The organism is Telluria sp. ZT3P39 (genome assembly GCF_059685935.1).
In genome coordinates, this window is sequence record NZ_JCASIH010000009.1 from 14,412 (window position 1) to 37,589 (window position 23,178).

Annotated in this window: 23 protein-coding genes; 13 read left to right on the top strand and 10 right to left on the bottom strand. The window is 64.2% G+C overall.

The window, feature by feature from the left end; genetic code table 11:
- Positions 1-3: 3 nt before the first annotated feature.
- Positions 4-1,002 carry a glycosyltransferase family 2 protein gene (locus tag AC56LR_RS11010; protein ID WP_497130276.1) on the bottom strand — a complete coding sequence of 333 codons (999 nt, stop codon included), beginning with the start codon at positions 1,000-1,002 and terminating at the stop codon, positions 4-6.
- 230 nt (positions 1,003-1,232) lie between these two features.
- Between AC56LR_RS11010 and AC56LR_RS11015 the strand changes: the two genes are divergently transcribed.
- Positions 1,233-2,663 (top strand): aldehyde dehydrogenase family protein, encoded by a 1,431-nt coding sequence (locus AC56LR_RS11015; protein WP_497130278.1) that lies wholly within the window; start codon positions 1,233-1,235, stop codon positions 2,661-2,663.
- A gap of 57 nt (positions 2,664-2,720) precedes the next feature.
- On the opposite strand, the gene AC56LR_RS11020 is transcribed toward AC56LR_RS11015, so the two are convergent.
- Positions 2,721-3,581, bottom strand: coding sequence for a hypothetical protein (locus tag AC56LR_RS11020; protein WP_497130280.1), 861 nt, complete (start codon positions 3,579-3,581; stop codon positions 2,721-2,723).
- Between the two features lie 342 nt (positions 3,582-3,923).
- Between AC56LR_RS11020 and AC56LR_RS11025 the strand changes: the two genes are divergently transcribed.
- The 5 genes from AC56LR_RS11025 (at position 3,924) to AC56LR_RS11045 (ending at position 7,611) form a co-directional block, all read left to right on the top strand.
- Positions 3,924-4,241 carry a KGG domain-containing protein gene (locus AC56LR_RS11025; protein ID WP_497130282.1) on the top strand — a complete coding sequence of 106 codons (318 nt, stop codon included), beginning with the start codon at positions 3,924-3,926 and terminating at the stop codon, positions 4,239-4,241.
- Between the two features lie 166 nt (positions 4,242-4,407).
- The gene (locus tag AC56LR_RS11030) at positions 4,408-4,815 is read left to right on the top strand and encodes a hypothetical protein (protein WP_497130284.1); all 408 of its coding nucleotides are present in this window, start codon (positions 4,408-4,410) and stop codon (positions 4,813-4,815) included.
- Between the two features lie 48 nt (positions 4,816-4,863).
- Entirely contained in the window at positions 4,864-5,985 is a 1,122-nt protein-coding gene (locus tag AC56LR_RS11035; RefSeq protein WP_497130286.1) for a M14 family metallopeptidase, read from the top strand.
- A gap of 4 nt (positions 5,986-5,989) precedes the next feature.
- Complete coding sequence (locus tag AC56LR_RS11040; protein WP_497130288.1) at positions 5,990-6,463, top strand: CYTH domain-containing protein; 474 nt, start codon at positions 5,990-5,992, stop codon at positions 6,461-6,463.
- Positions 6,460-7,611: a serine hydrolase domain-containing protein gene (locus AC56LR_RS11045; protein ID WP_497130290.1), complete on the top strand. Its 1,152-nt coding sequence runs from the start codon at positions 6,460-6,462 to the stop codon at positions 7,609-7,611. The genes AC56LR_RS11040 and AC56LR_RS11045 overlap by 4 nt, the downstream gene beginning before the upstream one ends.
- A 136-nt stretch (positions 7,612-7,747) precedes the next feature.
- Here AC56LR_RS11045 and AC56LR_RS11050 read toward each other — a convergent pair whose 3' ends face one another.
- Positions 7,748-9,001: a DUF2863 family protein gene (locus tag AC56LR_RS11050; protein ID WP_497130292.1), complete on the bottom strand. Its 1,254-nt coding sequence runs from the start codon at positions 8,999-9,001 to the stop codon at positions 7,748-7,750.
- Between the two features lie 247 nt (positions 9,002-9,248).
- Here AC56LR_RS11050 and AC56LR_RS11055 point away from each other — a divergent pair, with 247 nt between their 5' ends.
- The 3 genes from AC56LR_RS11055 to AC56LR_RS11065 are packed head-to-tail and all read left to right on the top strand — an operon-like array spanning position 9,249 to position 12,843.
- Complete coding sequence (locus AC56LR_RS11055; protein WP_497130294.1) at positions 9,249-11,582, top strand: TonB-dependent receptor; 2,334 nt, start codon at positions 9,249-9,251, stop codon at positions 11,580-11,582.
- Positions 11,583-11,641: 59 nt separating this feature from the next.
- Complete coding sequence (locus tag AC56LR_RS11060) at positions 11,642-12,325, top strand: Fe2+-dependent dioxygenase (protein ID WP_497130296.1); 684 nt, start codon at positions 11,642-11,644, stop codon at positions 12,323-12,325.
- Positions 12,325-12,843, top strand: a complete 519-nt coding sequence (locus AC56LR_RS11065) for a GNAT family N-acetyltransferase (protein ID WP_497130298.1) — start codon at positions 12,325-12,327, stop codon at positions 12,841-12,843. The genes AC56LR_RS11060 and AC56LR_RS11065 overlap by 1 nt, the downstream gene beginning before the upstream one ends.
- Before the next feature lie 72 nt (positions 12,844-12,915).
- On the opposite strand, the gene AC56LR_RS11070 is transcribed toward AC56LR_RS11065, so the two are convergent.
- From AC56LR_RS11070 to AC56LR_RS11080, 3 genes are all read right to left on the bottom strand, one after another.
- Positions 12,916-13,065: a lmo0937 family membrane protein gene (locus AC56LR_RS11070; protein WP_171081996.1), complete on the bottom strand. Its 150-nt coding sequence runs from the start codon at positions 13,063-13,065 to the stop codon at positions 12,916-12,918.
- Between the two features lie 158 nt (positions 13,066-13,223).
- Positions 13,224-14,516, bottom strand: coding sequence for a PQQ-dependent sugar dehydrogenase (locus tag AC56LR_RS11075; RefSeq protein WP_497130300.1), 1,293 nt, complete (start codon positions 14,514-14,516; stop codon positions 13,224-13,226).
- Positions 14,513-14,944 (bottom strand): DUF2231 domain-containing protein, encoded by a 432-nt coding sequence (locus AC56LR_RS11080; RefSeq protein ID WP_497130302.1) that lies wholly within the window; start codon positions 14,942-14,944, stop codon positions 14,513-14,515. The genes AC56LR_RS11075 and AC56LR_RS11080 overlap by 4 nt, the downstream gene beginning before the upstream one ends.
- Positions 14,945-15,127: 183 nt before the next feature.
- Between AC56LR_RS11080 and AC56LR_RS11085 the strand changes: the two genes are divergently transcribed.
- Positions 15,128-15,421, top strand: coding sequence for a hypothetical protein (locus AC56LR_RS11085; RefSeq protein ID WP_497130304.1), 294 nt, complete (start codon positions 15,128-15,130; stop codon positions 15,419-15,421).
- Positions 15,422-15,647: 226 nt separating this feature from the next.
- Here the strand turns inward: AC56LR_RS11085 and acnA are convergent, their stop codons facing one another.
- The 4 genes from acnA to AC56LR_RS11105 form a co-directional block, all read right to left on the bottom strand.
- Positions 15,648-18,356, bottom strand: a complete 2,709-nt coding sequence (gene acnA, locus AC56LR_RS11090; protein WP_497130306.1) for an aconitate hydratase AcnA — start codon at positions 18,354-18,356, stop codon at positions 15,648-15,650.
- Positions 18,357-18,430: 74 nt separating this feature from the next.
- Entirely contained in the window at positions 18,431-18,994 is a 564-nt protein-coding gene (locus AC56LR_RS11095) for a hypothetical protein (protein WP_497130308.1), read from the bottom strand.
- On the bottom strand, positions 18,994-19,983 hold the full coding sequence (locus AC56LR_RS11100) for an HpcH/HpaI aldolase/citrate lyase family protein (RefSeq protein ID WP_497130310.1): 990 nt from the start codon (positions 19,981-19,983) through the stop codon (positions 18,994-18,996). Before AC56LR_RS11100 ends, AC56LR_RS11095 begins: the two co-directional genes overlap by 1 nt.
- A gap of 101 nt (positions 19,984-20,084) precedes the next feature.
- Positions 20,085-21,074, bottom strand: coding sequence for a malate dehydrogenase (locus tag AC56LR_RS11105; RefSeq protein WP_497130312.1), 990 nt, complete (start codon positions 21,072-21,074; stop codon positions 20,085-20,087).
- A 255-nt stretch (positions 21,075-21,329) separates the two neighbouring features.
- Between AC56LR_RS11105 and AC56LR_RS11110 the strand changes: the two genes are divergently transcribed.
- The 3 genes from AC56LR_RS11110 (at position 21,330) to sdhD (ending at position 23,176) form a co-directional block, all read left to right on the top strand.
- Positions 21,330-22,103 carry a GntR family transcriptional regulator gene (locus AC56LR_RS11110; RefSeq protein ID WP_497130313.1) on the top strand — a complete coding sequence of 258 codons (774 nt, stop codon included), beginning with the start codon at positions 21,330-21,332 and terminating at the stop codon, positions 22,101-22,103.
- Positions 22,104-22,391: 288 nt separating this feature from the next.
- Positions 22,392-22,805, top strand: a complete 414-nt coding sequence (gene sdhC, locus AC56LR_RS11115) for a succinate dehydrogenase, cytochrome b556 subunit (protein WP_091874989.1) — start codon at positions 22,392-22,394, stop codon at positions 22,803-22,805.
- A 2-nt stretch (positions 22,806-22,807) separates the two neighbouring features.
- Positions 22,808-23,176 (top strand): succinate dehydrogenase, hydrophobic membrane anchor protein, encoded by a 369-nt coding sequence (gene sdhD, locus AC56LR_RS11120; RefSeq protein WP_497130315.1) that lies wholly within the window; start codon positions 22,808-22,810, stop codon positions 23,174-23,176.
- The last annotated feature ends 2 nt before the right edge of the window (positions 23,177-23,178 follow it).

The window sequence follows — 23,178 nt, forward strand, 5'->3', positions numbered from 1 at the left end:
GCCTTACGCGAAGCGGACGCGGTAGCGCACCGCCCCGGCAAGGCGCCAGAACACGGATAGCGGCGGCAGCAGGGCCGAGGTGACGATCATTTCGGCCACGTGCGAAGGCGTATGCGCTGCGCCGCGCAGGCTGTGGGCGCAGCGGCGGGCGGTGAGCAGCAGCCAGGCGCCAAAGGTCAGCGCCGCCATGACCGCCATGCCGAGCAGCGCGCTGAGCAGTGCGACCAGCAGCACGCCGGCCACCAGGTAATTGTCCCAGGCGGGGCACGGCTCGACCTTCTGGCGGTAGAGCGCCGGGTGCTTCTTGTACAGCAGGGCCTCGGACTCGGCGTGGCGCACCTCCAGCAGGCTCGCGCCCCATGGCGCCGGCCCGATCGGGTGCAGGACCAGCGCCTTTGGCGCCTGCCCGATGGCGACCCCGTGTTCGAGCAGGCGGAAGTACATGTCGGCATCGGTTCCGCGCGGGACGTTGAAGCGTTCGTCGAAGCCGCCGAGGCGTTCGAGCACGGACTTGCGGAAGAAGCAGCTGGCGCTGGTGAAATCGCCCGCTTCGTGCTCGCGCACGCTGCGCTGCGCGTCGGTGGGGCGGGGCGGCACCAGCGCCTGGATGCGCCCGCAGACGACTTCGGTGCTGTCGCGCAAAGCCGCCAGGCCCGCGGCCAGCCAGCCGGGCTCGGGCACGGCGTCGCCGCTGGTGAAGGCGACGATGGGCGCGCGCGCCGTGCGCCAGCCGCGGTTGCGCGCAGAGGCCGGGCCGTTGGGGCCGGGATTGGCGATATAGCTCAGCCGTGGCCCGCGGTCGAGCGTGCGGGTGCGCCAGCCGGCGACCAGGTGCAGGGTGTTATGGTTGGGCTCGTCGTCGACGACGATGATTTCATAGCTGTGCGGGTCGACCTGCTGGCGCACCAGGGCATCCAGGCAGCGGTCGAGCAGGTCCATCCGGCCGCAGGCGGGCACGACTATCGATACCGCGATGCTTGCGTCATCCTTTATTGCCGGCATGTTTGTCTCCAGGTCTGCAGGGGCCTCTACCGTCGCGATGTGCGGACGACAGGGCCTGTTGCCTGGGGTTGGAGTGGCCGGGTACGGCCGGGTTCCCTTGTCTTGAAGCGGCTTGGAGGTGGATCAAGGTCCGGTCAGCTCGGGGCCTGAACGCCGGATCGCCGGCGAACCCATGCGGGCGGTGGTTTGCTACACTGGCCGCTTGTGTTTTTCATGACAACAGGAGCGACATGAAACAACTGTATATCGATGGCCGCTGGCTCGAGGGCGCCACGTCCACCACGACGCGCAGCCCGTCCGATCGCAGCGACGTGGTCGGCGAGTACGCCAGCGCCGGCGCCGAGCACGCCGCGCTGGCCGTGGCGGCGGCCCATGCGGCGGCGCCCGGCTGGGCGATGTCCGGCGTGCAAATGCGCGCCGACGCGCTCGACGCGATCGGCACCGAGCTGCTGGCCCGCAAGAGCGAGCTGGGCCACCTGCTGGCGCGCGAAGAGGGCAAGACGCTGCCGGAAGCAATCGGCGAGGTCGGCCGCGCCGGCGCGATCTTCAAGTTTCATGCGCAAGAGGCGCTGCGCGTGCGCGGCGACCGCCTGGCGTCGGTGCGTCCCGGTGTCGACGTCGACGTCACGCGCGAGCCGGTCGGAGTGGTCGGCATCATCGCGCCGTGGAATTTCCCGATTGCGATCCCGGCCTGGAAGATCGCACCGGCTCTGGCCTACGGCAACACGGTCGTGTTCAAGCCGGCCGAAATCGTGCCGGGCAGCGCCTGGGCGCTGGCCGAGATCATCAGCCGCGCAGGCCTGCCGCCGGGCGTGTTCAACCTGGCGATGGGACCGGGCAGGGTGGTGGGCGAAACCATGCTGAACGACACGCGGGTGAATGCGGTCAGCTTTACCGGCTCGACCGCGACCGGCGAGCGCGTGATGCTGGCCTGCGCGCGGCGCCGCGCCCGCGTGCAGCTCGAAATGGGCGGCAAGAACCCGCTGGTGGTGCTGGCCGATGCCGACCTCGATGTGGCCGTCAATGCGGCGATCCAGGGCGCCTTCTTTTCCACCGGCCAGCGCTGCACAGCCTCGTCGCGCCTGATCGTCGACGAAGCCGTGTACGGCCGCTTCGTCGATGCGATGGCCGGGCGCATGGCGGCGCTCAAGGTCGGGCACGCGCTGGGGCAGGGAATCGATATCGGTCCGGTGGTCGACGCCTCGCAGCTGGAGCAGGACTTGTCGTACATCGGGATCGCGAAGGAAGAGGGCGCGCGCCTGGTCTGCGGCGGCGAGCGCCTGCAGCGCGAGACCGATGGTTATTTCCTCAGTCCGGCATTATTCGCCGATTGCGATCCCGGCATGCGGCATGCGCGCGAAGAAATCTTCGGCCCGGTGGCATCGGTGATTCCGGCCAAGGGCTATGAACATGCGCTGGCGCTGGCCAACGATACAGAGTTCGGCCTGACCGCGGGCATCTGCACGACCTCGCTCAAGCACGCCAGCCACTTCAAGCGCCATGCGAAAGCGGGGATGGTGATGGTGAATTTGCCGACCGCAGGCGTGGATTACCACGTGCCCTTCGGCGGCACCAAGGCCTCGAGCTACGGTCCGCGCGAACAGGGCACCAATGCTGTGGAGTTCTTTACGACCGTGAAGACGAGCTACACGGCGCCGTAAGGCCATGAAGAATGGGCGGCAGCGCCGCCCATTCGATTAAACGCTCACGCAGGCCGGTCAGCCGCGCGAGAAGCCCGTATCGTCATCCATCTTGCGGTCGCCCGCCAGCTGGTTGGCGCCCGCCGGGCTCTTCGGCAATCCGCCGCCCAGGTCGTTCGAATCGCGTACCGGATTCTTTTCCGCATCGACGCTTTGCGCCGGCAGCCAGCCCGGCTCGTCGCTGGCCGGGCCGCTGTTCCCGGGACTGCGCGGCAGGCCACCCGCGACGTCGTTCGACTGGTGAACGTCATGGCTGCCCGTGTCGCGCGCGCCGGTGCCGGTCTGCGAGCCGCCGAGGTCGGTGCTCTTCTGTGCATTGCCCTGCTGATGTGGTGTCGCCATGCCTGTCCCTTCGCCGCCACGCGTGGCGCTTTGCTGGTTGGAATAAAAGCCCTCTTGCGGGTTCATCGCTTGTGCGGCCTGGCTATTGCCCTGCTGGGTAGCCGGATGGGCATGCAGGTCGGTGCCCGAACGCTTGTCGCGGCGGCCCACCGGTTGCTCGAGCATGCCCCAGGCGCCGGAATGCTGTTCCATCTGGCGCTGGTGGCTGTCGGTGATGCCTTGCTGCGGGCCGGTGCCGCCGGTCTGCTGGCTCTGCATCGAGCCGCCCGGCAGGTCGGACTGCACCGCGCCGGCCAGGGCGCCCTCGTTGCCGGCACGGCCGCCATCTTCCGCGGCCACTTGCTGCTGGCCCATGCGGGACGGTCCCTGCCCGGCCATGTCGGTCTCCCCTCGGATGGACTGCTGCTGGTTTGCTCCTTTGGGATAGGTGTGATCCATCGGGCCGGTGGTAGTGTTGCCCTTGGAGCCAGGCGTCCATTTTTCATTCGCGCCGTTATTGGTCTGGTTATTGACCTCGCTACGTTGGTTCGCGTCCATATCGACTCCTTTGAATGTGCGGCGGCGCGGCCGCAAAAGGCCATGACGAGCGCCGCCTGATAGTGCCATCATGCGCGTGCCCGCGTCGATTCAGTATAGGAAGACGTAGGGGGGCTGTGTAGGACTCTTACTGAAGGGTTTGTTGTCGTCTGGAAGGGGACTTTCACAGGTGCATTTTCTGTCGCGTGAAGTCCTACAAAGTCATCTGAAAGTGTCCTATACCCTCATCAATCAGGCATGCCTAAGATGACTTTCGCCGTCCGCTCATCGGGGAACGACTTGCGGGCGGCAAAGCCTGCCGCAAGACGCGGCGGTTTAAAAGTGAACAGGGAGAAGATGATCATGGCCTCGAGTAACCAGGGTAACAAGCAAGGAAGCAACCAAGGTGGTAACAGCCAGAGCAGCGGCACGCGCAACCGCGGTTTCGCATCGATGGATCCGGCCCGCCAGCGTGAAATCGCCAGCCAGGGCGGCAAGGCCGCCCATGCCAAGGGCACCGCGCACGAATTCACTTCGGAAGAAGCTCGCCGCGCAGGCAGCATGAGCCATGGCAACCGCCAGTCGGCCAGCGCCGGTTCGGGCAGTGCCTCGCGCTCGAGCTCGCCAGCCAAGGGCCGCCAGGGCTCGCAGGGTGGCAACCGCAGCGGCTCGAAAGAATAAGCCGGCACCTGGGGCTGCGCCGGGCCGGGGGGCCGGGAAGCAGTCCTGTGAATACCCATGGGGAGCCTCGCCGGCTCCCCGTTTTGTTTCTGATACCACACAACTGGGCGATGGGATGCGGTAGAATCGCTGCGCCTTTTTCAACCTTTTCAGCAGGGACATCGTCGTGAAACCAGCGGTAATTCGTCAAGTCAAGAGCATCTCCATGTCGTGCGACCGGGTCGGTAACCTGTTGCTCACCAAGTTCTCCACCAAGGGCGCCAGCGATCTTTGCATCCAGCTGCCTGCCACGATCGTGTTCTGGCTGCTCAAGCACCTGCCGGTCAACCGCGACCCGCAACTGCAGGCACCGCCGGCCCCGCCCGTCATCACCCAGCAGGACTGGGACAACCCGTATACCCCGCGCGCCGAATATGTCAATTGCAAGGAGTTGCCTGGTGCGATCCGCATGCACTTCGCGCTCAACAGCAAGGAAGACCTGACGGTGGTGCTGGACCGCAGCAACGTCGAGCTGATGCGCCAGATCATGGCGATGTACGCCGCCAATGACCTGATCGACCTCGACGCGCAATGATGCAGCGGTAGGATGCGATTCGTTTGAACCGACAATGAAGGATTCACCATGCCCATCAAAATCAGCCAGACCTTCGATTCCGGCGCCATCGAAGTCGTCAGCGCCGACAACGTCAAGTCGATCGACCTGAAGCTGCGCGCCGATTCGAACGCCGACATCCACCAGTGGTTCCATTTCCGCCTGCAGGGCGCGCGTGGCCAGGCCTGCACGATGCGTTTCCTCAATGCCGGCCAGGCGACCTATCCGAAGGGCTTCGAGGGCTACCAGGTCGCGGCGAGCTACGACACCGAAAACTGGTTCCGCGTGCCGACCACCTTTGATGGCCAGGTCATGACGGTGAACCACACGCCCGAGCTCGACAGCATCTATTACGCCTATTTCGAGCCCTATACCTGGGAGCGCCACCTGCGCCTGCTGGGTGAAGTGGCCGAGAACCCGATCGCACGCGTGCTCGACATCGGCACCACCATCGATGGCCGCGACATGAACCTGGTCGTGATCGGCAACCCGCAAGCGGAAAAGAAGATCTGGGTGATCGCCCGCCAGCATCCGGGAGAAACCATGGCCGAGTGGTATGTCGAGGGCATGATGGATGCGCTGCTCGACAGTTCCAATCCGGTTTCGCGCAAGCTCCTGCAGCGCGCCGTCTTCTACATCGTGCCGAACATGAACCCGGACGGCTCGGTGCGCGGCAACCTGCGCACCAACGCCGCCGGCGCCAACCTGAACCGCGAGTGGATGACGCCTTCGCTCGAACGCAGCCCCGAAGTGCTGTGCGTGAAGAACAAGATCCACGAGGTGGGTGTCGACATGTTCTTCGACATCCATGGCGATGAAGCATTGCCGTACAACTTCGTGGCCGGCAACGAAATGCTGGCGGACTTCACACCGGAACGCCAGGCGCGCCAGACCGCCTTCGTGCAGCAATACATGGCGGCCAGCCCGGACTTCCAGAACGTCTATGGCTACGCGGCCAGCAAGTACAACGAAGAACTGCTCACGCTGGCGTCGAAGTACATCGGCCACACCTTTAAATGCCTGTCCCTGACCCTGGAGATGCCGTTCAAGGACAATGCCGACCTGCCGGACCCGCACACCGGCTGGAACGGTGCACGCAGCGCGGCGCTCGGCGCGGCGATCCTGCAGCCGATCCTGCAATCGCTGGACTGACCGGGTGGGCGTCGAGATCGAGCGCAAGTTCCTGGTCGCAGGCGACGCCTGGCGCACGCTGGGCGAGGCCACCCTGCTGCGCCAGGGCTACCTGAACGCCGACCCGGCGCGCACGGTACGCGTGCGCATCGAGGGCAATACCGGCGTGCTCACCATCAAGAGCAAGAACGTCGGCGCCAGCAGGGGAGAGTGGGAATACGCCATTCCCCTGCCGGACGCCGAGGAATTGCTCGACACCCTGTGCGAGCGGCCGCTGGTCGAAAAAATCCGGCGCCGCGTCGAACACGCCGGCTTCACCTGGGAAGTCGATGAGTTCCTGGGCGAGAACGCCGGCCTGGTGGTGGCCGAAATCGAGTTGCCGTCGGAAGACGCCGGGTTCGAGATGCCCGACTGGATCGGCCGGGAAGTCACCGGCGAGAAGCGCTACTACAACTCCAGCCTGATCCGTTCCCCCTATTCCCAGTGGACTACTCCATGACCTTTGTTTCCCGCCGCGGCGTGCTGGCCCTGGGCCTGGCTGCGCTGCTGCCGGCTGCCGCCGGCGCTGCAGCACCAACACCAGCAACGTATTTCCCGCCACAAGGCGAATGGGCCCGCAAGTCGCCCGCCGAACTGGGGATGGACCCGGAGGCGCTGGCCGCTGCCGTGCAGTTCGCGCAGTCACGCGAAACCAGCCGCGCTGTCGATTTCTCCGACCAGGAAGCCACTTTTGGCGCCCGCCTCGGCTCGATGCCGACCCGGCGCGCCCGCACCAATGGGGTGGTGATTTATAAGGGCTATGTGGTGGCGGAATTTGGCGACACGCAGTTTGTCGACCCGACCTATTCGGTGGCCAAGAGCATGCTGGCAACTGTCGCCGGCGTGGCCGTGCGCGATGGCCGCATTGGCGTCGACGAGCCGGTCGCCAGGCGCGTAGGCGACGGCGGCTATGCGTCGCCGCAGAACGCCGGGATCACCTGGAAGCAGCACCTGCAGCAGGAATCCGAGTGGGAAGGCAGCCTGTTCGGCAAGAACGCCGACTTCATCGGCAAGGCCGCCTTCGGCGCGGGCGAGCGCAAGCCGCGCACCCTGGGGCAGCCGGGCAGCTTCTACGAGTACAACGACGTGCGCATCAACCGCTTCGCGCTGTCGCTGCTGCGCGTGTTCGGCCAGCCGGTGCCGGAAGTGTTCCAACATGAAGTCATGGACCCGATCGGCGCCTCCAATAGCTGGAAATGGGTTCCCTACCATAACAGCTACGTGGACCTGAACGGCAAGCAGGTGGCCTCGGTCAGCGGCGGCACGCGCTGGGGCGGGGGCATGTGGATCAATTCCTGGGACATGGCGCGCTTCGGCTACCTGTGGCTGCGCGGTGGAGGATGGAACGGCAAGCAGGTGGTGCAGCCGGACTTCGTGAAAGCCGCCCTGACGCCGAGCGTGCATGGGCCCGACTACGGTTATCTCTGGTGGCTCAATACCAAGGGCAAGAACCTGCCAGGCATGCTGACCAATGCCTATGCGGCGCAAGGTGCCGGCAGCAATACCATTCTCGTCTCGCCCGATCATGAGCTCGTGATCGTCTGGCGCTGGCATGCAGGCAATGTCGCCGACTTTGCCACCAGGGTCATCAAGAGCATCCGCCGCTAGCGGCCGTCCCCGTCCGCCGCACGGGCCGCTCCCTGCACGGCAGCCGCAGGTTGACCTGCGCTGCCCTCGTTTATTCTTTTCCTGATGCACGGCTCCCGACAGCGGGGCAGGGTGTCGTTCGCCCATCCGCCATGGATTAATGAAAGTGCTCGGTCCCCGGCGGCGCGTCTTCCGGCATCTCGGCATGCACCAGCTCGCCCGTCGGGTCGGCGAACAGCGGGCCGCCGCAGTCGTCGCAATACTCGGCCGGGTAGCGTTCGCTGATCCGCTTGATGTGCGTGATGCCGGCTTCATTCAGGTGGGCGACGATCTCGTTGATCGGGGTCAGCGTCGCGGGGGCGATGGCGAACGGGCCTTCCATCGGGGTGCCGTTCTCGTCTTCCTGGCCGTACAGTGGCCAGACGATGCCGTACATGACGTCGGTGTCCTGGCGGATCGTGAAGGACACGCGGTATTCGTCGATCTGGATATCCGGCGCTTCTTCGCCGAATCCGGCGATCACGGCGCGCAGGTCGGAGGGTTCGACGTCGAGCGTGTGGGTCAGGTAGTGCACGGCGGCGCGGATCGAGATCGGGCGGATCAATTTATCTGCTTCGCGGCAGGCCACGTAATAGGCTTCCGGCAGCAGCAGCTCGACGCCGCAGCCCGGCAGCAGGCGGGCGATGTTGGCGGTGCCCTGGGCACGCCATTGATCGAGCGCGCGGTTGCGTTCTTCGGCGAAACCGATGTGGTGCTGCGGCTCCTGCCAGCGGAACATCGGCGCGCCCATCGGCGCGATGATCGCCACCAGCAGGTAGCGGGTGTCGGCCAGGAAGGGCGCGGTTTCTTCCACGCGGGTGGCGGATTTGATGGTCGTGCCCTTGTGGGCGGCGCCGGCCAGCTTGTGCGTCAGGGCATAGGTTTCGGCATGGGTGCGCGGCAGCTGGTCGATCGAGTACAGCGAGGGCGCCATCGCCAGGCGGGTGCCTTCGGCCAGCAGGTGGGCCGAGAAATGCGCCTGCAGGGTGGCCAGCATGTCGCCAGGGATGTTGCCCGAGGCGATATTGAAGCGGGTCCAGGCGAGCACCGGCGCGGCCACCAGCAAGGCCTGCCAGGTGACTTCCTTGCCGTCCTGCTGCTCCACCATGGTGGCCGATTCGCTGACCGCCTCGACCGCATCCATCAGCACGTCGTACGAGGCGAGATCGTCCTTGAACAGGGCGTTGAGCGCGGCGTCGATGCTGTCCTGGTGGTTAGTCTTGAGCAGCTTTTGCAGTTGCGTGTCCAGTTGGCGCTCCCAGGTCCGTTCCTCGACGCGGCTGGCGGCCTGCATGATGGCTTGCGCGACGCTGACGAGACGCTGGCTTTCGGCGGACAGTTTAGGGGATGAATCTTTGGAAGGACGACGCATGGCGCTGGGGGTTCGCTTTTCTGGAAAGGTTGAAGGTCATGATAAACCCTAGTCCCGGTTATTGTAGTTGATTCGGCTACATGCCATGACACAAGCCACCCCATCGGAGGGACAAACCGCGGGGAGAACTCATCCGGGCTTGCAAAAACCCCGAATAGAAAAGATAATGCGAATCGTTCTCATTAAAATTCAGCTCCATTAATTTACTCGTCCGCAACTTCGCCGACGGTCACGTCCAAAGAAGAACATGACCACGATCACGCCGCAGGCCAGCAGTCCCTTCATCAAGAGCAAGAAGCACACCCGTCTTTCCGCGCCGACCCTGTCGGGTCCCGCGCTGGCCGTGCTGGCCACGCTGGCGATGCCGCTGGCCCATGCCGACGAGGCGCCTGAGCTGCTTGATAACGCCAACCTGCCGAAAGTGGTCGTCAGCGCGGGCGCCGACCGCTCGGTGCAGGGTCCGAAACGATCAAGCTCCGACAAGTTCACCGCGCCGCTGCTGGACACCCCGAAATCGATCACCGTGGTCACTTCCGAGACGATCTCGCAGACCGGCGCGGTATCGCTGACCGACGCGCTGCGCACCGTGCCGGGCATTACCATCGGCGCGGCTGAAGGCGGCAACCCGGTGGGCGACAATCTGTTCATCCGCGGCTACAACGCCCAGACCGACACCTATGTCGACGGCGTGCGCGATTCGGGTTCGCAGTCGCGCGAGATCTTCGCGATCGAGCAGATCGAAGTGGTCAAGGGCCCGAACTCGGCGCTGGGTGGACGCTCGTCGGCCGGCGGCGGCATCAACATCGTCACCAAGAGCGCCAAGGATTACGACTTCAACAACGCTACCATCGGCATCGGCACCGACCAATACCGCCGAGTTACCGGCGACGTCAACCGCGTGCTGGGCAACAACGCCGCCTTCCGCCTGAATGTGATGGCGCACGAGAACAAGGTCGCCGGCCGCAACGTGGTCGGCGGCGATCGCTGGGGCATCGCCCCGACCGTCACCTTCGGCCTCACGGGCCCGACGCGCGCGACCCTGAGCTACTACCATATGGAGAGCAGCGAGATCCCGGATACCGGCATCCCGTTCAACAATCCGTTCACGACCGGCCCCAACGTCGCGCGCAACGGCGGCGGCACCCCGTACACCATGGACCGCGAAGCCTTCTACGGCCTGGCCAACCGCGACTTCCGCGATACCGAAACCGATGTCGCCACCGTCGACCTGCGCCACGAATTCTCGGCCAACCTGGCGCTGCGCAACGTGACCCGCTACGGCAAGAGCGGCCAGGATTATGTCTGGACCCAGCCGGACGACTCGAAAGGCAACGTCGCCCTGTACGGCACCGTCTGGCGCCGCGCCAACACCCGCGTGGTGGATACCGAAACCATCGCCAACTCCACCAGCCTGGGCGGCACCTGGAACACGGCGGGCATCAAGCACAGCTTCAATGTCGGCGTCGAGTTTTCAACCGAGCAGACCGACCGCGGCAGCTATGTCTTCACCCCGGGCACCAACAACCCGCTCACCAAGACCTTCACCTGCCCGACCGCAGGCGCGCCGACCCTGTACAACTGCACCACCCTGGTCAACCCGAACCCGTACGAGCCATGGGCTTACACCCGCGCCCGGTCGCCGCTGCAGACCAGCGTCGAGACCAGCACCCGCGCCGTGTACGGCTTCGACACCATCGAGTTCAGCCCGCAGTGGCAGCTGAACCTGGGCGCGCGCTGGGACGATTTCCGCACCGAGCTGCACACCCCGGCCGCCGGCACGACCGCCGCCGTCCGCGCCAAGGTGGACACCAGCTTCGACACCTACCAGGCGGGCCTCGTGTACAAGCCGAAGGCCAACGGCAGCGTCTACCTGTCGTGGGCCACCTCGGCGACGCCGCCGGGCAACGATGGCGGCGACGGCCTCGATCCCTTGACGGTCGCGGTGCAGAACCTGCAGCCGCAGAAGAGCCGCAACATCGAACTGGGCACCAAGTGGGAAGTGCTGCCGGGCGGCCGCCTGTCGCTCAGCGCAGCCGTGTTCAGGAGCGACATGGACAACGCCCGCGTCACCGCACCGGACGGCAGCACCCAGAACGTCGGCCGCAAGGAACTCAAGGGCGTGGAGCTGGGCTTCTCGGGCCGCGTCACCACCGCCTGGACCGTGTTCGGCGGCTACACCTGGCTGGACGGCGTCATCGCCGACAACGGCTTCGTGAACACCGCTCCCACCGGCGCCCCTACGGTCTGGTCGCCGTCGCCATTCAACGGCAACGCCTTCCCGACCACGCCGAAGCACAGCGCCTCGCTGTGGACGACCTATGCGCTGAACAAGTCGCTGACGATTGGCGGCGGCGCCAACTTCGCGGAGCGCCAGTTCGCCAACATTGCCAACACCAAGTTCGCCCCGAGCTACACGCGCTTCGATGCGATGGCGACCTATACGTTGAACCCAAGGGTGTCGTTCCAGCTGAACATCCAGAACCTGACGGACAAGCTGTACTTCGACCGCGTCTCGTCGCCGCATTATGCGGGCGTGGGCGCCGGCCGTTCGGCCAGCCTGATGGCCAACCTCAAGTTCTGATTCCCCGGGTACCAGCCCCGCCGGGCAACCGGATTCTTCTTGCAGGAGGAAGGCAAACCATGATGCTGCATATCCCGGGTGTACTCACGCGCGAGCAGGTCGCGCAGATTCGCGCGCGATTGGTTGGCGCGCCCGACTGGGTGGACGGCCGCGAGAGCGTCGGCCCGCAAGGCGCGCAAGTGAAACGCAACCGCCAGCTCAAGGAAGGCTCGCCGCTCGCCGTGGAGCTGGGACAGGCGGTAAGCAGCGCCCTGATGGCCAACCCGCTGTTCTTTTCCAGCGTGCTGCCGCTGCGCGTGCTGGCGCCTTACTTCAACGCCTACGGTGGGGGAGAGCACTACGGCCTGCACGTGGACGGCGCCGTGCGCCCCCAGCGCGGCGGCTTGCCGCCGGTGCGCGCGGACGTGTCCACCACCGTATTCCTGAGCGAGCCCGAAGATTACGATGGCGGCGAACTGGTGGTGGTCGATGCCTACGGCACCCATGAAGTCAAACTACCGGCTGGGGACGTGATCGTGTATCCGTCGGGGAGCCTGCACCAGGTGCTGCCGGTGACGCGCGGCGAGCGGGTGGCGTCGTTCCTGTGGACCCAGAGCATGGTGCGCGACGATGCCAGGCGCGCGATGCTGTTCGAGCTGGACGCGAATATCCAGAAGCTGCGCGCGGCGCATGGCGAAACCGAAGCGATCGTCGGCATCACCGGGCATTATCACAACCTGCTGCGCATGTGGGCGGAGATGTGATGATCCTGGTTCCTCCAACCCATCCTGACGCCGCATCCCTGCTGGCTTTCGAGCTGGAGAACCGTGCTTTTTTTGAAGCGGCCATCAATGCGCGGCCGGCGGGCTTCTACTCGTTGGACGGGGTGCAGGCGTCGATCAGCAGCGCGATGGCCGACGCCATGGTCGACCGCGGCTACCAGTTCCTGCTCAAGGACGACTCCGGAACGATATTGGGCAGGGCAAACCTGAGCGCGGTGAAGCGGGCACATTTTCATTCGGCCGTGCTGGGCTACCGCATCGGCGAATCCGCCTGCGGCAAGGGCTGCGCCCGCGAAGCGGTGCGCCAGCTGCTGCAGATCGCGTTCGGCAAGCTGGGTCTCTCCAGGATCGAGGCCGACTGCCGCATCGATAACGAAGCGTCCAAATGCGTCCTGCTGCGCAACGGCTTCGTGCAGTTTGGGCATTCGCGGCGCAGCTTCGAGCACGCAGGTGCCTGGTACGACCGGCTGCATTTCGAATGCCATGCCCCGAGCGCCTGAATCGCGCTGCACAAGATAAAAAGGCCGGAATCCTCGAAGGATCCGGCCTTTTTACATTGCGTGCGGTGTTCGTCAGAGCACTTTTCGGCCCGTGAACAGGCGGATCAGGATGATGACGACGGCGACAACCAGCAGGATGTGGATCAGTCCACCGGCAGCCACGGAAGTGACCATGCCCAGCAGCCACAGAACGAGGAGAATGATTGCAATGGTATATAGCATGATGTTTCCTTCGCTTGAGTGAGGGAGCTGCAAACCCTGCTGCTGTTTGCTTTCCCGATGACCCATCTTCTCGCTTGTCGGCCGCCTCTTCCGTGCGTTGCCGAACTGAACGCTTGTTTTTATGATAATTTCCGCACCCCGGGTGCGGAAATCCGTCATCAACGGTTCCGCGCCACCCGCCATACGGTATTGGCCAGGTCATCCGCCACGATCAGCGCGCCTTTCGGATCGACCGTCACGCCCACCGGACGGCCGCGGGTCTTGCCCTCGCCGTCACGGAAGCCGGTGACGAAGTCCACAGCCGCGCCGGACGGACGTCCATTGGCGAAGGGCACGAAGATCACCTTGTAACCCACCGGGTTGGGGCGGTTCCAGCTGCCGTGCTCGCCGATGAAGACGCCGTCGGCAAACTTGTCGCCCATGACCGGGGACGAGAAGCTCAGGCCCAGCGCGGCGACGTGCGAGCCCAGGCTGTAATCGGGCTTGATGGCTGCGGCGACCTTTTTCGGGTCTTGCGGCATCACGCGGGTATCGACGTTCTGGCCCCAGTAGCTGTAGGGCCAGCCGTAGAACCCGCCTTCGCGCACCGAGGTCAGGTAGTCCGGCACCAGGTCCGGTCCCAGTTCGTCGCGTTCATTGACCACAGACCACAGTTGCCCGGTGCCCGGCTGGATCGCCAGGGCGGTCGGGTTGCGCAGGCCGGTGGCAAAGGGCTTGTGGGCGCCGGTCTTGACGTCGATTTTCCACACCAGGGCCCGGTCGAGCTCGGCTTCCATGCCGCGCTCGGTGATATTGCTGTTGGAGCCGATGCCGACATAGACGAAGTTCCCGTCCGGGCTGATCGTCATCGCCTTGGTCCAGTGGTGATTGATCTCGGAAGGAAGCTTGGCGATGCTGACCGGCGCGCCGGCGGCCTTGGTCTGGCCTTCCTGGTAGTCGAAGCTGACCAGCTCGCCCTGGTTGGCGACGTAGATCTTGTTGTTGGCAAAGGCCAGGCCGTAGGGGGCGTCGAGCTTGTCGGCAAACACGGTCTTGAGCTCGTACACTCCGTCGCCGTCCGCATCGCGCAGCAGGGTGAGGCGGTTGCCGCCCTTGACCTTGGTGTTGCCTTGCGCCTTGATGTAGCCGGCGATCACGTCCTTCGGCTTGAGCTTGGCGGCCTTGCCGCCGCGGCCTTCGGCCACCAGGATGTCGCCGTTGGGCAGCACCAGGGTCTGGCGCGGAATGGCCAGGTCGGTCGCGATGGCGGTGACGGTGAAGCCGTTTGGTACGGTCGGCTTCTGGCTGCCCCAGGCTTCCGGTTCGGCGATCTTCATGCTCGGCAGGATGCCGCGTTCCGGCGCCGGCAGTTTCGGATCCGGCCCGAGCGCCAGGGTGCTGGCGCCTTCGTTGGAGCAGGCGCCCAGCAGCAGGCTCATGCCGATGATGCTCAAGGTGGCGACGTGTTTCATTTGACACCTCCCGTGCGTGCGCTGAGACCGATCCAGGCCGCGGCCAGGATCAGGATGAAGACAATGATCGACATGACCAGGGCTGCGGGCATGATGGCCCAGGCATCCTTGGCGTGCTGGAAGGCGGTGAACAGGCCCAGCACGAAGGTGGCCAGCAGCACCACGAAATAGGTCAGCGGCTGTCCGCCTTTTTGGCGCGCGCGCAGCAGGTTTGCCAGCGCGAACACCAGCGCGATGCCGCAGAACACCATGCCGCCGGCGTTCAGCCAGGAAGCGAAATTGCTCCATTGTATCTGATGGGTCTGGTAGTAGGCGATGTCGCTGAGCATGGCGCCCAGGAAGAGCGACACAGTTCCGCCAAGCAGGATCGCATGGAGCGGACCTGGGGTGCTTCGGTAGGCCGGGGTGGCCGTTGCGGCAGAGGGCATGGGATTGTCCTTGTTAGTAATTAATCGTTGCAATCTTATCGATAATGCAATGAGCATGTCGCTTAATTGATTCGAGTAGGCCTAAAGCAGTGCGAACCGGGCGGATTCCATTGACGGCGTATGATCGTCCCAAGGGCTGTCAAGTCTGGAAGCTAGTTCAATCTATTGCTTAAGGAGAAGACCATGCGCGGATTTACCTTGGCGGCGACTACTGCAATGTGCCTGCTGGGATGCGCCACCCCACAGGAACGGGCACAGCAGCAGCAAGCTGAAATGCAGCAGATGATGGCCGAATACGGACCGGCCTGCACACGGCTGGGCTATGCCATGAATTCGGACCCGTGGAGGGATTGCATCCTGCAGTCGGAATTGAGGAAAGGCGGCAGGCGTGGCGGCGTGTCGACCTCGATCTTTGGCGGATGGGGCAGCGGGGGACGCGGCTCCGGCATCGGGATCGGCATCGGGATCGGGCGCTAGGTCGGTCTGACTGATGCCGGGCACGGGATAGCGAATTTTCGTAGGGTGGTCGGCGAAGCCGACCACCCTACGAGCCATGACAGGAATGTCGTTGTCACGACTATGTATTAAGTCAGATAGCCCCAGTGCTGGTCAGCACCCTGGCTACACGAAAAAAGGGCTGGAACCCTCCCGGGTTCCAGCCCTTTTCGCCATTCCAGGCCCACTTGATGCGGGCCCCTGGCAATTACGCAGCCAGCAGCTGGCGCAGCACGAACGGCAGGATGCCGCCATGCTTGTAGTAGTCGACTTCGATCGGGGTGTCGATACGCAGCAGCACTTGCACGTCCTGCGACGAACCGTCTTCACGGTGGATCACGAGGGTCGCCAGTTGTTGCGGCTTGATCTCGCCTTCCAGGCCCTTCAGGTCATAGGTTTCTTTACCGGTGATGCCCAGGGTCTCGACGCTGTCGGTACCGATGAACTGCAGCGGCAGCACGCCCATGCCGACCAGGTTCGAGCGGTGGATGCGCTCGTACGAACGCACGATCACGGCCTTCACGCCAAGCAGCTGGGTGCCCTTGGCAGCCCAGTCGCGCGACGAGCCGGTGCCGTATTCTTCGCCGCCGAAGATCATGGTCGGGGTGCCTGCCGCCACGTACTTCATGGCCGCGTCGTAGATCGACAGCTGTTCGCCGGTCGGCTGGTGGATCGTGATGCCGCCTTCGACTGCCGAACCGTCAGGCTTGGCCGGGATCATCTTGTTCTTGATGCGCACGTTGGCGAAGGTGCCGCGCATCATGATCTCGTGGTTGCCGCGGCGCGAGCCGTAGGAGTTGAAGTCGGCCTTCAGGACGCCGTGCGCCTTGAGCCACTGGCCCGCAGGACCGTCTTCCTTGATCGAACCGGCCGGCGAGATGTGGTCGGTGGTGATCGAGTCGCCGAACACGCCCAGTGCGCGCGCGCCCTGGATGCCGGTGGCAGCCGCCTTCGGGGTCATCTCGAAGTCGCTGAAGAACGGCGGTTCCGCGATATAGGTCGATTCAGGCCAGTTGTAGACCTGGCCTTCGGTGGTCGAGACACGCTCCCACAGTTCGCCAGGGTTGCCCTTGACGTCCGCGTAGTTCTTCTTGAAGACTTCCGAGTTCATCGCGAAGCGCATCAGTTCGCCGATTTCCTGCGAGGTCGGCCAGATGTCGCCCAGGTAGACGTCGACGCCATTGGTGTCCTTGCCCACTGGCTCGGTCATCAGGTCCTTCGTCATGTTGCCGGCGATCGCGTAGGCGACGACCAGCGGAGGCGAGGCCAGGAAGTTCGAGCGGATGTTCGGGTGGATGCGCGCTTCGAAGTTACGGTTGCCCGACAGGACGGCCGAAGCGACGATGTCGTTGTCGATGATCGCGGCATTCAGTTCCGGGGTCAGGTCGCCGGCATTGCCGATGCAGGTGGTGCAGCCGTAGGCGGTCACGCCGAAGCCCAGCTTGTCCAGGTAAGGCAGCAGGCCGGCGGCGGTCAGGTATTCGGTGACCACGCGCGAGCCGGGGGCCAGCGAGGACTTGATGTGCGGGGCGACGGTCAGGCCGCGCTCGACGGCCTTCTTGGCCAGCAGGCCGGCAGCCAGCAGCACGCTCGGGTTCGAGGTGTTGGTGCACGAGGTGATGGCGGCGATCAGGACGTCGCCGTTCTTCACGCGCACGCCGTTGGTGGTTTCGTACAGCTTGTGCAGGTCGTCCGGGTTCTTGTTGAAACCGTTCGCGGTGGTCGGCTTGCTGAACAGTTCGGTGAAGTTGTTCTTCACGTTGCCCAGTTCGATACGGTCCTGCGGACGCTTCGGGCCGGCCAGCGACGGGGTCACGGTCGACAGGTCCAGTTCGATGGTGCGGGTGTAGTCGATCTCGCCTTCCTGCGGGATGCCGAACATGCCCTGGGCCTTGTAGTAGCCTTCGAAGGCAGCCAGTTCTTCTTCGGTACGGCCGGTGCCGCGGAAGTAGTCGACGGTGGCTTCGTCGACCGGGAAGAAGCCCATGGTCGCGCCGTATTCCGGCGCCATGTTGGCGATGGTCGCGCGGTCGGTGGTCGACAGCGAACGGGTGCCGGCGCCGAAGAACTCGACGAACTTGCCGACGACTTTTTCTTTACGCAGCATCTCGGTGACGGTCAGCACCAGGTCGGTCGCGGTGCAGCCTTCGCGCAGCTTGCCCTTCAGGTTCACGCCGATGACGTCCGGGGTCAGGAAGTAGACCGGCTGGCCCAGCATGCCGGCTTCGGCTTCGATGCCGCCCACGCCCCAGCCGACGACGCCGACGCCGTTGATCATGGTGGTGTGCGAGTCGGTGCCGACCAGGGTGTCAGGGTAGAACACGTCGCCTTGCTTCATGACGCCGCGCGCCAGGTATTCCAGGTTGACCTGGTGGACGATGCCGAAGCCCGGCGGCACGACGCCGAAGGTGTCGAAGGCTTGCATGCCCCATTTCATGAACTGGTAGCGCTCGTTATTGCGCTGGAATTCCAGTTTCATGTTCAGGTCGAGCGCGTTCGGCTCGCGGAAGTGGTCGATGGTGACCGAGTGGTCGACCACCAGGTCGACCGGCACCAGCGGCTCGATCTTCTTGGCGTCCACGCCCATCTTGTTGGCGACGTTGCGCATCGCGGCCAGGTCGGCCAGCAGCGGCACGCCGGTAAAATCCTGCAGCACGACGCGGGCAACGACGAAAGGAATCTCGTCGGTGCGCTCGGCGGTGGCCTTCCAGTTGGCGACTTCCTTGATGTGCTCTTCGGTGACCTTCTTGCCGTCGCAGTTACGCAGAACGGATTCCAGGACGATACGGATCGACACCGGCAGGCGCGACAGGTTCACACCGAGGGCTTCGCCCAGCGCCGGCAGCGAGTAGTACTGGCCGCTCTGGCCGGCGCCGACCGGGAATTCCTTCAGTGTGTTCAGGGTGTTGCGAGACATATGCTCTCCTTCAGTGGGATATTGTTATTCAAACCCGTTATTGCAACCAGGGATCCGGGGACCAGGCCCCCGGATCAGCTTTTCGTGTCGAGCGGCAGGGAGGCCGTGACCGGCTCCGACTGCCTGGCGTTCTTGCATTCGTTGGCCAGCTGGCGGTTCAGGCGCGAGTCCAGCAGGATACCCTTGGACGGGATGCCGATCCAGATCAGGCCCCAGTACGCGTTCTCGAAGCGCAGCGCGCCGGTGGTGGTGCCCACGCGGCTCAGGCGGTGCACCCGTTTTTTCCAGCGCAGCGCAATGTTGGCCGGGTCTTTCTCGTTGGTGTAGATCGTGACCTTGTTATTGAGCTCGCAGGCGTACTCGACCGTGATCGTGTCGGTGATGTCCGGTTCGGTTTCCTCATGAGCGTCGTAGGCGGCGGCAGCGCGCACCGAGGCGTCGGCGGCGTCCATCTTCGCGGAATTTTTGGTCTTGCCTTTGGATTTCGCTTCGGCCCTGGCCTTGGCTTTCAGGACCGCTTCGGCTTTCGGGTGCGTTTCAGCGGTTTTTGTGACTGCGGCAGCCGCGTTTGCGCACATGCTGCCGGCGGCCAGCGCAAATGCGCAGGCAGCGAAAAATTGGGGGAGTGGGGTGGCCATCAGTTGGAATCCGTGTAGTTGACGATTGCGGCAGCGGCTTCCGGCAGCGCAAGGCCAGCCAGCTTCGCGCGCTGTAGAACGGTCCAATAATATCGGTAGCTGGCACGGTCGTGCAAGCGCCCATGTTGCGCGATTGGTCCCCACCCGGCGTTCATCGCCTCGGTGAGGATGTTGGTCGCTTCATTCACTTCGGACAGGCGCGGCGTGAAGGCCTTGAGGATCGGCTTGACCTGGTCGGGGTGGATGCTCCACATCCGGGTGAAGCCGAATTCGGCGGCGGCGCGCTGGGCGTCGTTGGCGACGGTGGCGCTGTCCTTGATGTCGGTGGTGACGTTGTGCGAGGCTACCTTGCCGTGCGCATGGCAGGCCGCGACCATCTCGAGCTTGGCGCGCACCACCAGCGGGTGGGTGAACTGGCCCGGGGTGCGCATGGCGCTGGCCGGCACTGCGCCGTAGTGGCTTGATACGAAGTCCATGATGCCGAAGGACAGGCATTCGACCTGGGGCAGGGCGGCGATGTCGTAGGCTTCGCGCAGGGCGCCGTGGGTTTCGATCAGCACGTGCACCGGCAGGTCCGTGCGGCCCACGGCCGCGGCATGCTGGTTGATCAGGTCGATCGCGCGGATGACTTCCGCGGCGCTGTCCACCTTGGGCAGCACAATATAGGCCAGGCGGCTGCCGGCGCCGCCGACAATGGTGGCGACGTCGTGTGCGAAGTGCGCGCTCTTCGGGTCGTGCAGGCGCGCGCCGATGCGGTTGAAGCGGTTGTCATCGCTGTTGACCAGGTCCGCAACAAGCGCGGCGTGCTCGGCCTCGCTGCCGGCGGCGGCGCCGTCTTCACAGTCGAAGGTGATGTCGAACAGGGGGCCAAGCTCTTGTTGCAAGGCCATCGACTTGCGCATCAGCTTCTCCGAGCCGGCGTAGTGGTCTACGGCGGGAAGCAGGAGCGGTTGGCGTTTGCCCTGGAATAAAACCTCGGAAGGATGCATGTGTTTGTCGCTTGAAACAGAAGCAGCCGTGCCGCCAGGAGTGGCGGCACGGCGTGTGCGGCGGACGGGCGTCTTGTTCGACTCCATCTGCCGCGTGTTACTTAGGCCAGCAGGTGGGCCACGCCTTCACGCTCTTCGGTCAGTTCCTTGAGGGTGAGGTCGATGCGCTCTTGCGAGAAGGCGTCGATGTCGAGGCCCTGGACGATCTTGTACTCGCCGTTTTCGATGGTGACCGGGAAGCCGAACATGGTGTCTTTCGGGATGCCGTACGAACCATCCGACGGGATGCCCATGGTGGTCCACTTGCCGCCGGTGCCGACGTGCCAGTCGTGCATGTGGTCGATGGCCGCGTTGGCCGCCGACGCCGCCGACGACAGGCCGCGTGCTTCGATGATGGCGGCGCCGCGCTTGCCGACGGTCGGCAGGAAGGTGTCGCGGTTCCAGGCGTCGTCGTTGATCATGTCCTTGACCGATGCGCCGTCGATGGTGGCGAAGCGGTAGTCGGCGTACATGGTCGGCGAATGGTTGCCCCACACGGCCAGCTTCTCGATCGAGGCGACCGGCTTGCCGGTCTTGGCGGCGACTTGCGACAGGGCGCGGTTGTGGTCCAGGCGCAGCATGGCGGTGAAGTTCTTGGCCGGCAGCGATGGCGCCGATTTCATGGCGATGTAGGCGTTGGTGTTGGCCGGGTTGCCGACCACCAGCACCTTGACGTTGCGCGAAGCGACGGCGTCGAGCGCCTTGCCCTGCACGGTGAAGATCTGGGCGTTGGCTTCGAGCAGGTCCTTGCGTTCCATGCCAGGGCCGCGTGGACGCGCGCCGACCAGCAGGGCGAAGTCGACGTCCTTGAAGGCGGTCATCGGGTCGCTGTGGGCGGTCATGCCGGCCAGCAGCGGGAATGCGCAGTCGTCGATTTCCATCATGACGCCCTTGAGCGCCTTCTGTGCCTTCTCGTTGTCGATCTCGAGCAGTTGAAGGATGACCGGCTGGTCCTTGCCCAGCATGTCGCCGTTGGCGATGCGGAACAGCAGGGAATAGCCGATCTGGCCGGCCGCGCCGGTGACGGCGACGCGCATTGGGGTTTTAGCCATGATGAATCTCCAAAGTGGGAAAGAAAACTGACGAGCAGAGGATGCGAATTCGGAAAACAGCAATGATACCAAAAGCGGCATCTGTCAATTGGATATCGCGCGCGTGCCCAAGGGAACGCACGGAGGTCCAGCCGACCGCGAGTTTATTCCTCAGCTATTCCATCTGTCAATTCATATCATATGTCTTATATAAGACACATGTCTCGACCGCTATGCACTGGACGTACGTGCCCGTTTATGGTGAAATCGCGGTCTATGAACACCCTTCCGAACCAGGCCGGTGATGCCGCAAGCGCCGCAAACGCCAGCCAGTCCCCGTCGTTCCGCCCGCTGTACCAGCAGATCAAGGCCTTGATCACCCAGAGCCTGCAGTCCGGCGAGTGGAAACCGGGCGAGCTGATGCCGAGCGAGGTCGAACTGGCCGGGCGGTTCAAGGTCAGCCAGGGCACCGTGCGCAAGGCCATCGACGAGCTGGCCGCCGAACATCTGGTCGTGCGCCGGCAGGGGAAGGGTACCTTCGTGGCCACCCATGCCGAGGAGCGCGCCCACTTCCGCTTCCTGCGCCTGATGCCCGACGAGGGCGTACCCCACCATCCCGACAACCGCGTACTCGAGGTCAAGCGCATACGCGCCCCGGCCGAAGTCGCGCGCCTGCTCGAACTCAAATCCGGCGATGCGGTCGTTTACATCAAGCGGGTGCAGTCGTTTGATGGCCAGCCGACCATCCTCGAAGAGCTGTGGCTGCCGGGGCAGCTGTTCAAGGGGCTGACTGCGGAGCGCCTGGTGGAATACAAGGGGCCGATGTACGGCCTGTTCGAGACCGAATTCGGCACGCGCATGATCCGCGCCACCGAGCGGATCCGCGCGGTGGCGGCCGACGCCGCGGCCAGCGAGCACCTGGGGGTGGCGCAAGGCACGCCGCTGCTGTGCGCCGAGCGGGTGTCGTTTACCTATGGCGACAAGGCCGTGGAGCTGCGCAAGGGGATTTACTCGACAGTGAATCACCATTACCAGAACGAATTGTCGTAGGGTGGGCGGCTCCGCCGCCCGCGCGTTCAAATCACGTTCGCGATCCAAAACGCGTATTGGTGTGCATGCGATCGTTGAACGCGCGGCCGGCAAAGCCGGCCACCAAACACGTGAATCGCATGAAGCGATTAAAATAGTTGGTTTTGGGAAAGCGACGAACTGACCCGGTTCGCGCGCTGATGTACCGGTCATCTTCGCTGATGCTTGGTGCCCGGGCACAAAATCGGCGAAAATGAAGGGTTCATTAAAAATTTTGTCTTAAAGGGGAGGTGTACCATGTCCGAAGCCGTGAGAGAAGCTGCAAAAAAAGGGCGGCCGGAGTTCCGCAATATTGGCATTGGCGATATTACGGGTAAATATCGCATGCCGCCATCGGCCATCGTGTCGATCCTGCACCGCATCAGCGGCGCCGCATTGTTCCTGATGCTGCCGTTCCTGCTGTACCTGCTGCAGGAGAGCCTGCGTTCCGAGATCTCGTTCGCCCACTTCGCGGGCATCGTCGATAACGTATTCGTCAAGATCATCCTGCTGGGCCTGTCGTGGGCTTACCTGCACCACTTCACCGCCGGCGTTCGCCACCTGTTCATGGACAATCACTTTGCCCTGGACAAGGACGCTGCACAAAAGACCGCACGCTGGGTGCTGGTCATCGGCCTGGTGCTGACTGCCCTGGTCGGCCTGAAAATGTTCGGAGTGTTTTAATCATGGCAACCAAGAATAATATCGGACCGCGCCGCCTCGTTGTCGGCGCCCACTACGGCGTGAAAGACTGGCTGGCGCAGCGCGTCACCGCCATCGTCATGGCCGTCTATACCATCGTGCTGCTGGTCTCCTTCCTGACCGCGCAAGACTTCAGCTATGAAGGCTGGGCCGGCCTGTTCTCGAAGCAGTGGTTCAAGCTGTTCTCGCTGGTGACCTTCCTGGGCCTGTTCTACCACGCCTGGGTCGGCATCCGCGACATCTGGATGGACTACATCAAATCGGCAGGCCTGCGCCTGTTGCTGCAACTGGCGACCATCTTCTTCCTGCTCGCCTGTGCTGCGTGGACTGTGCAAATTCTCTGGAGCGTGTAATC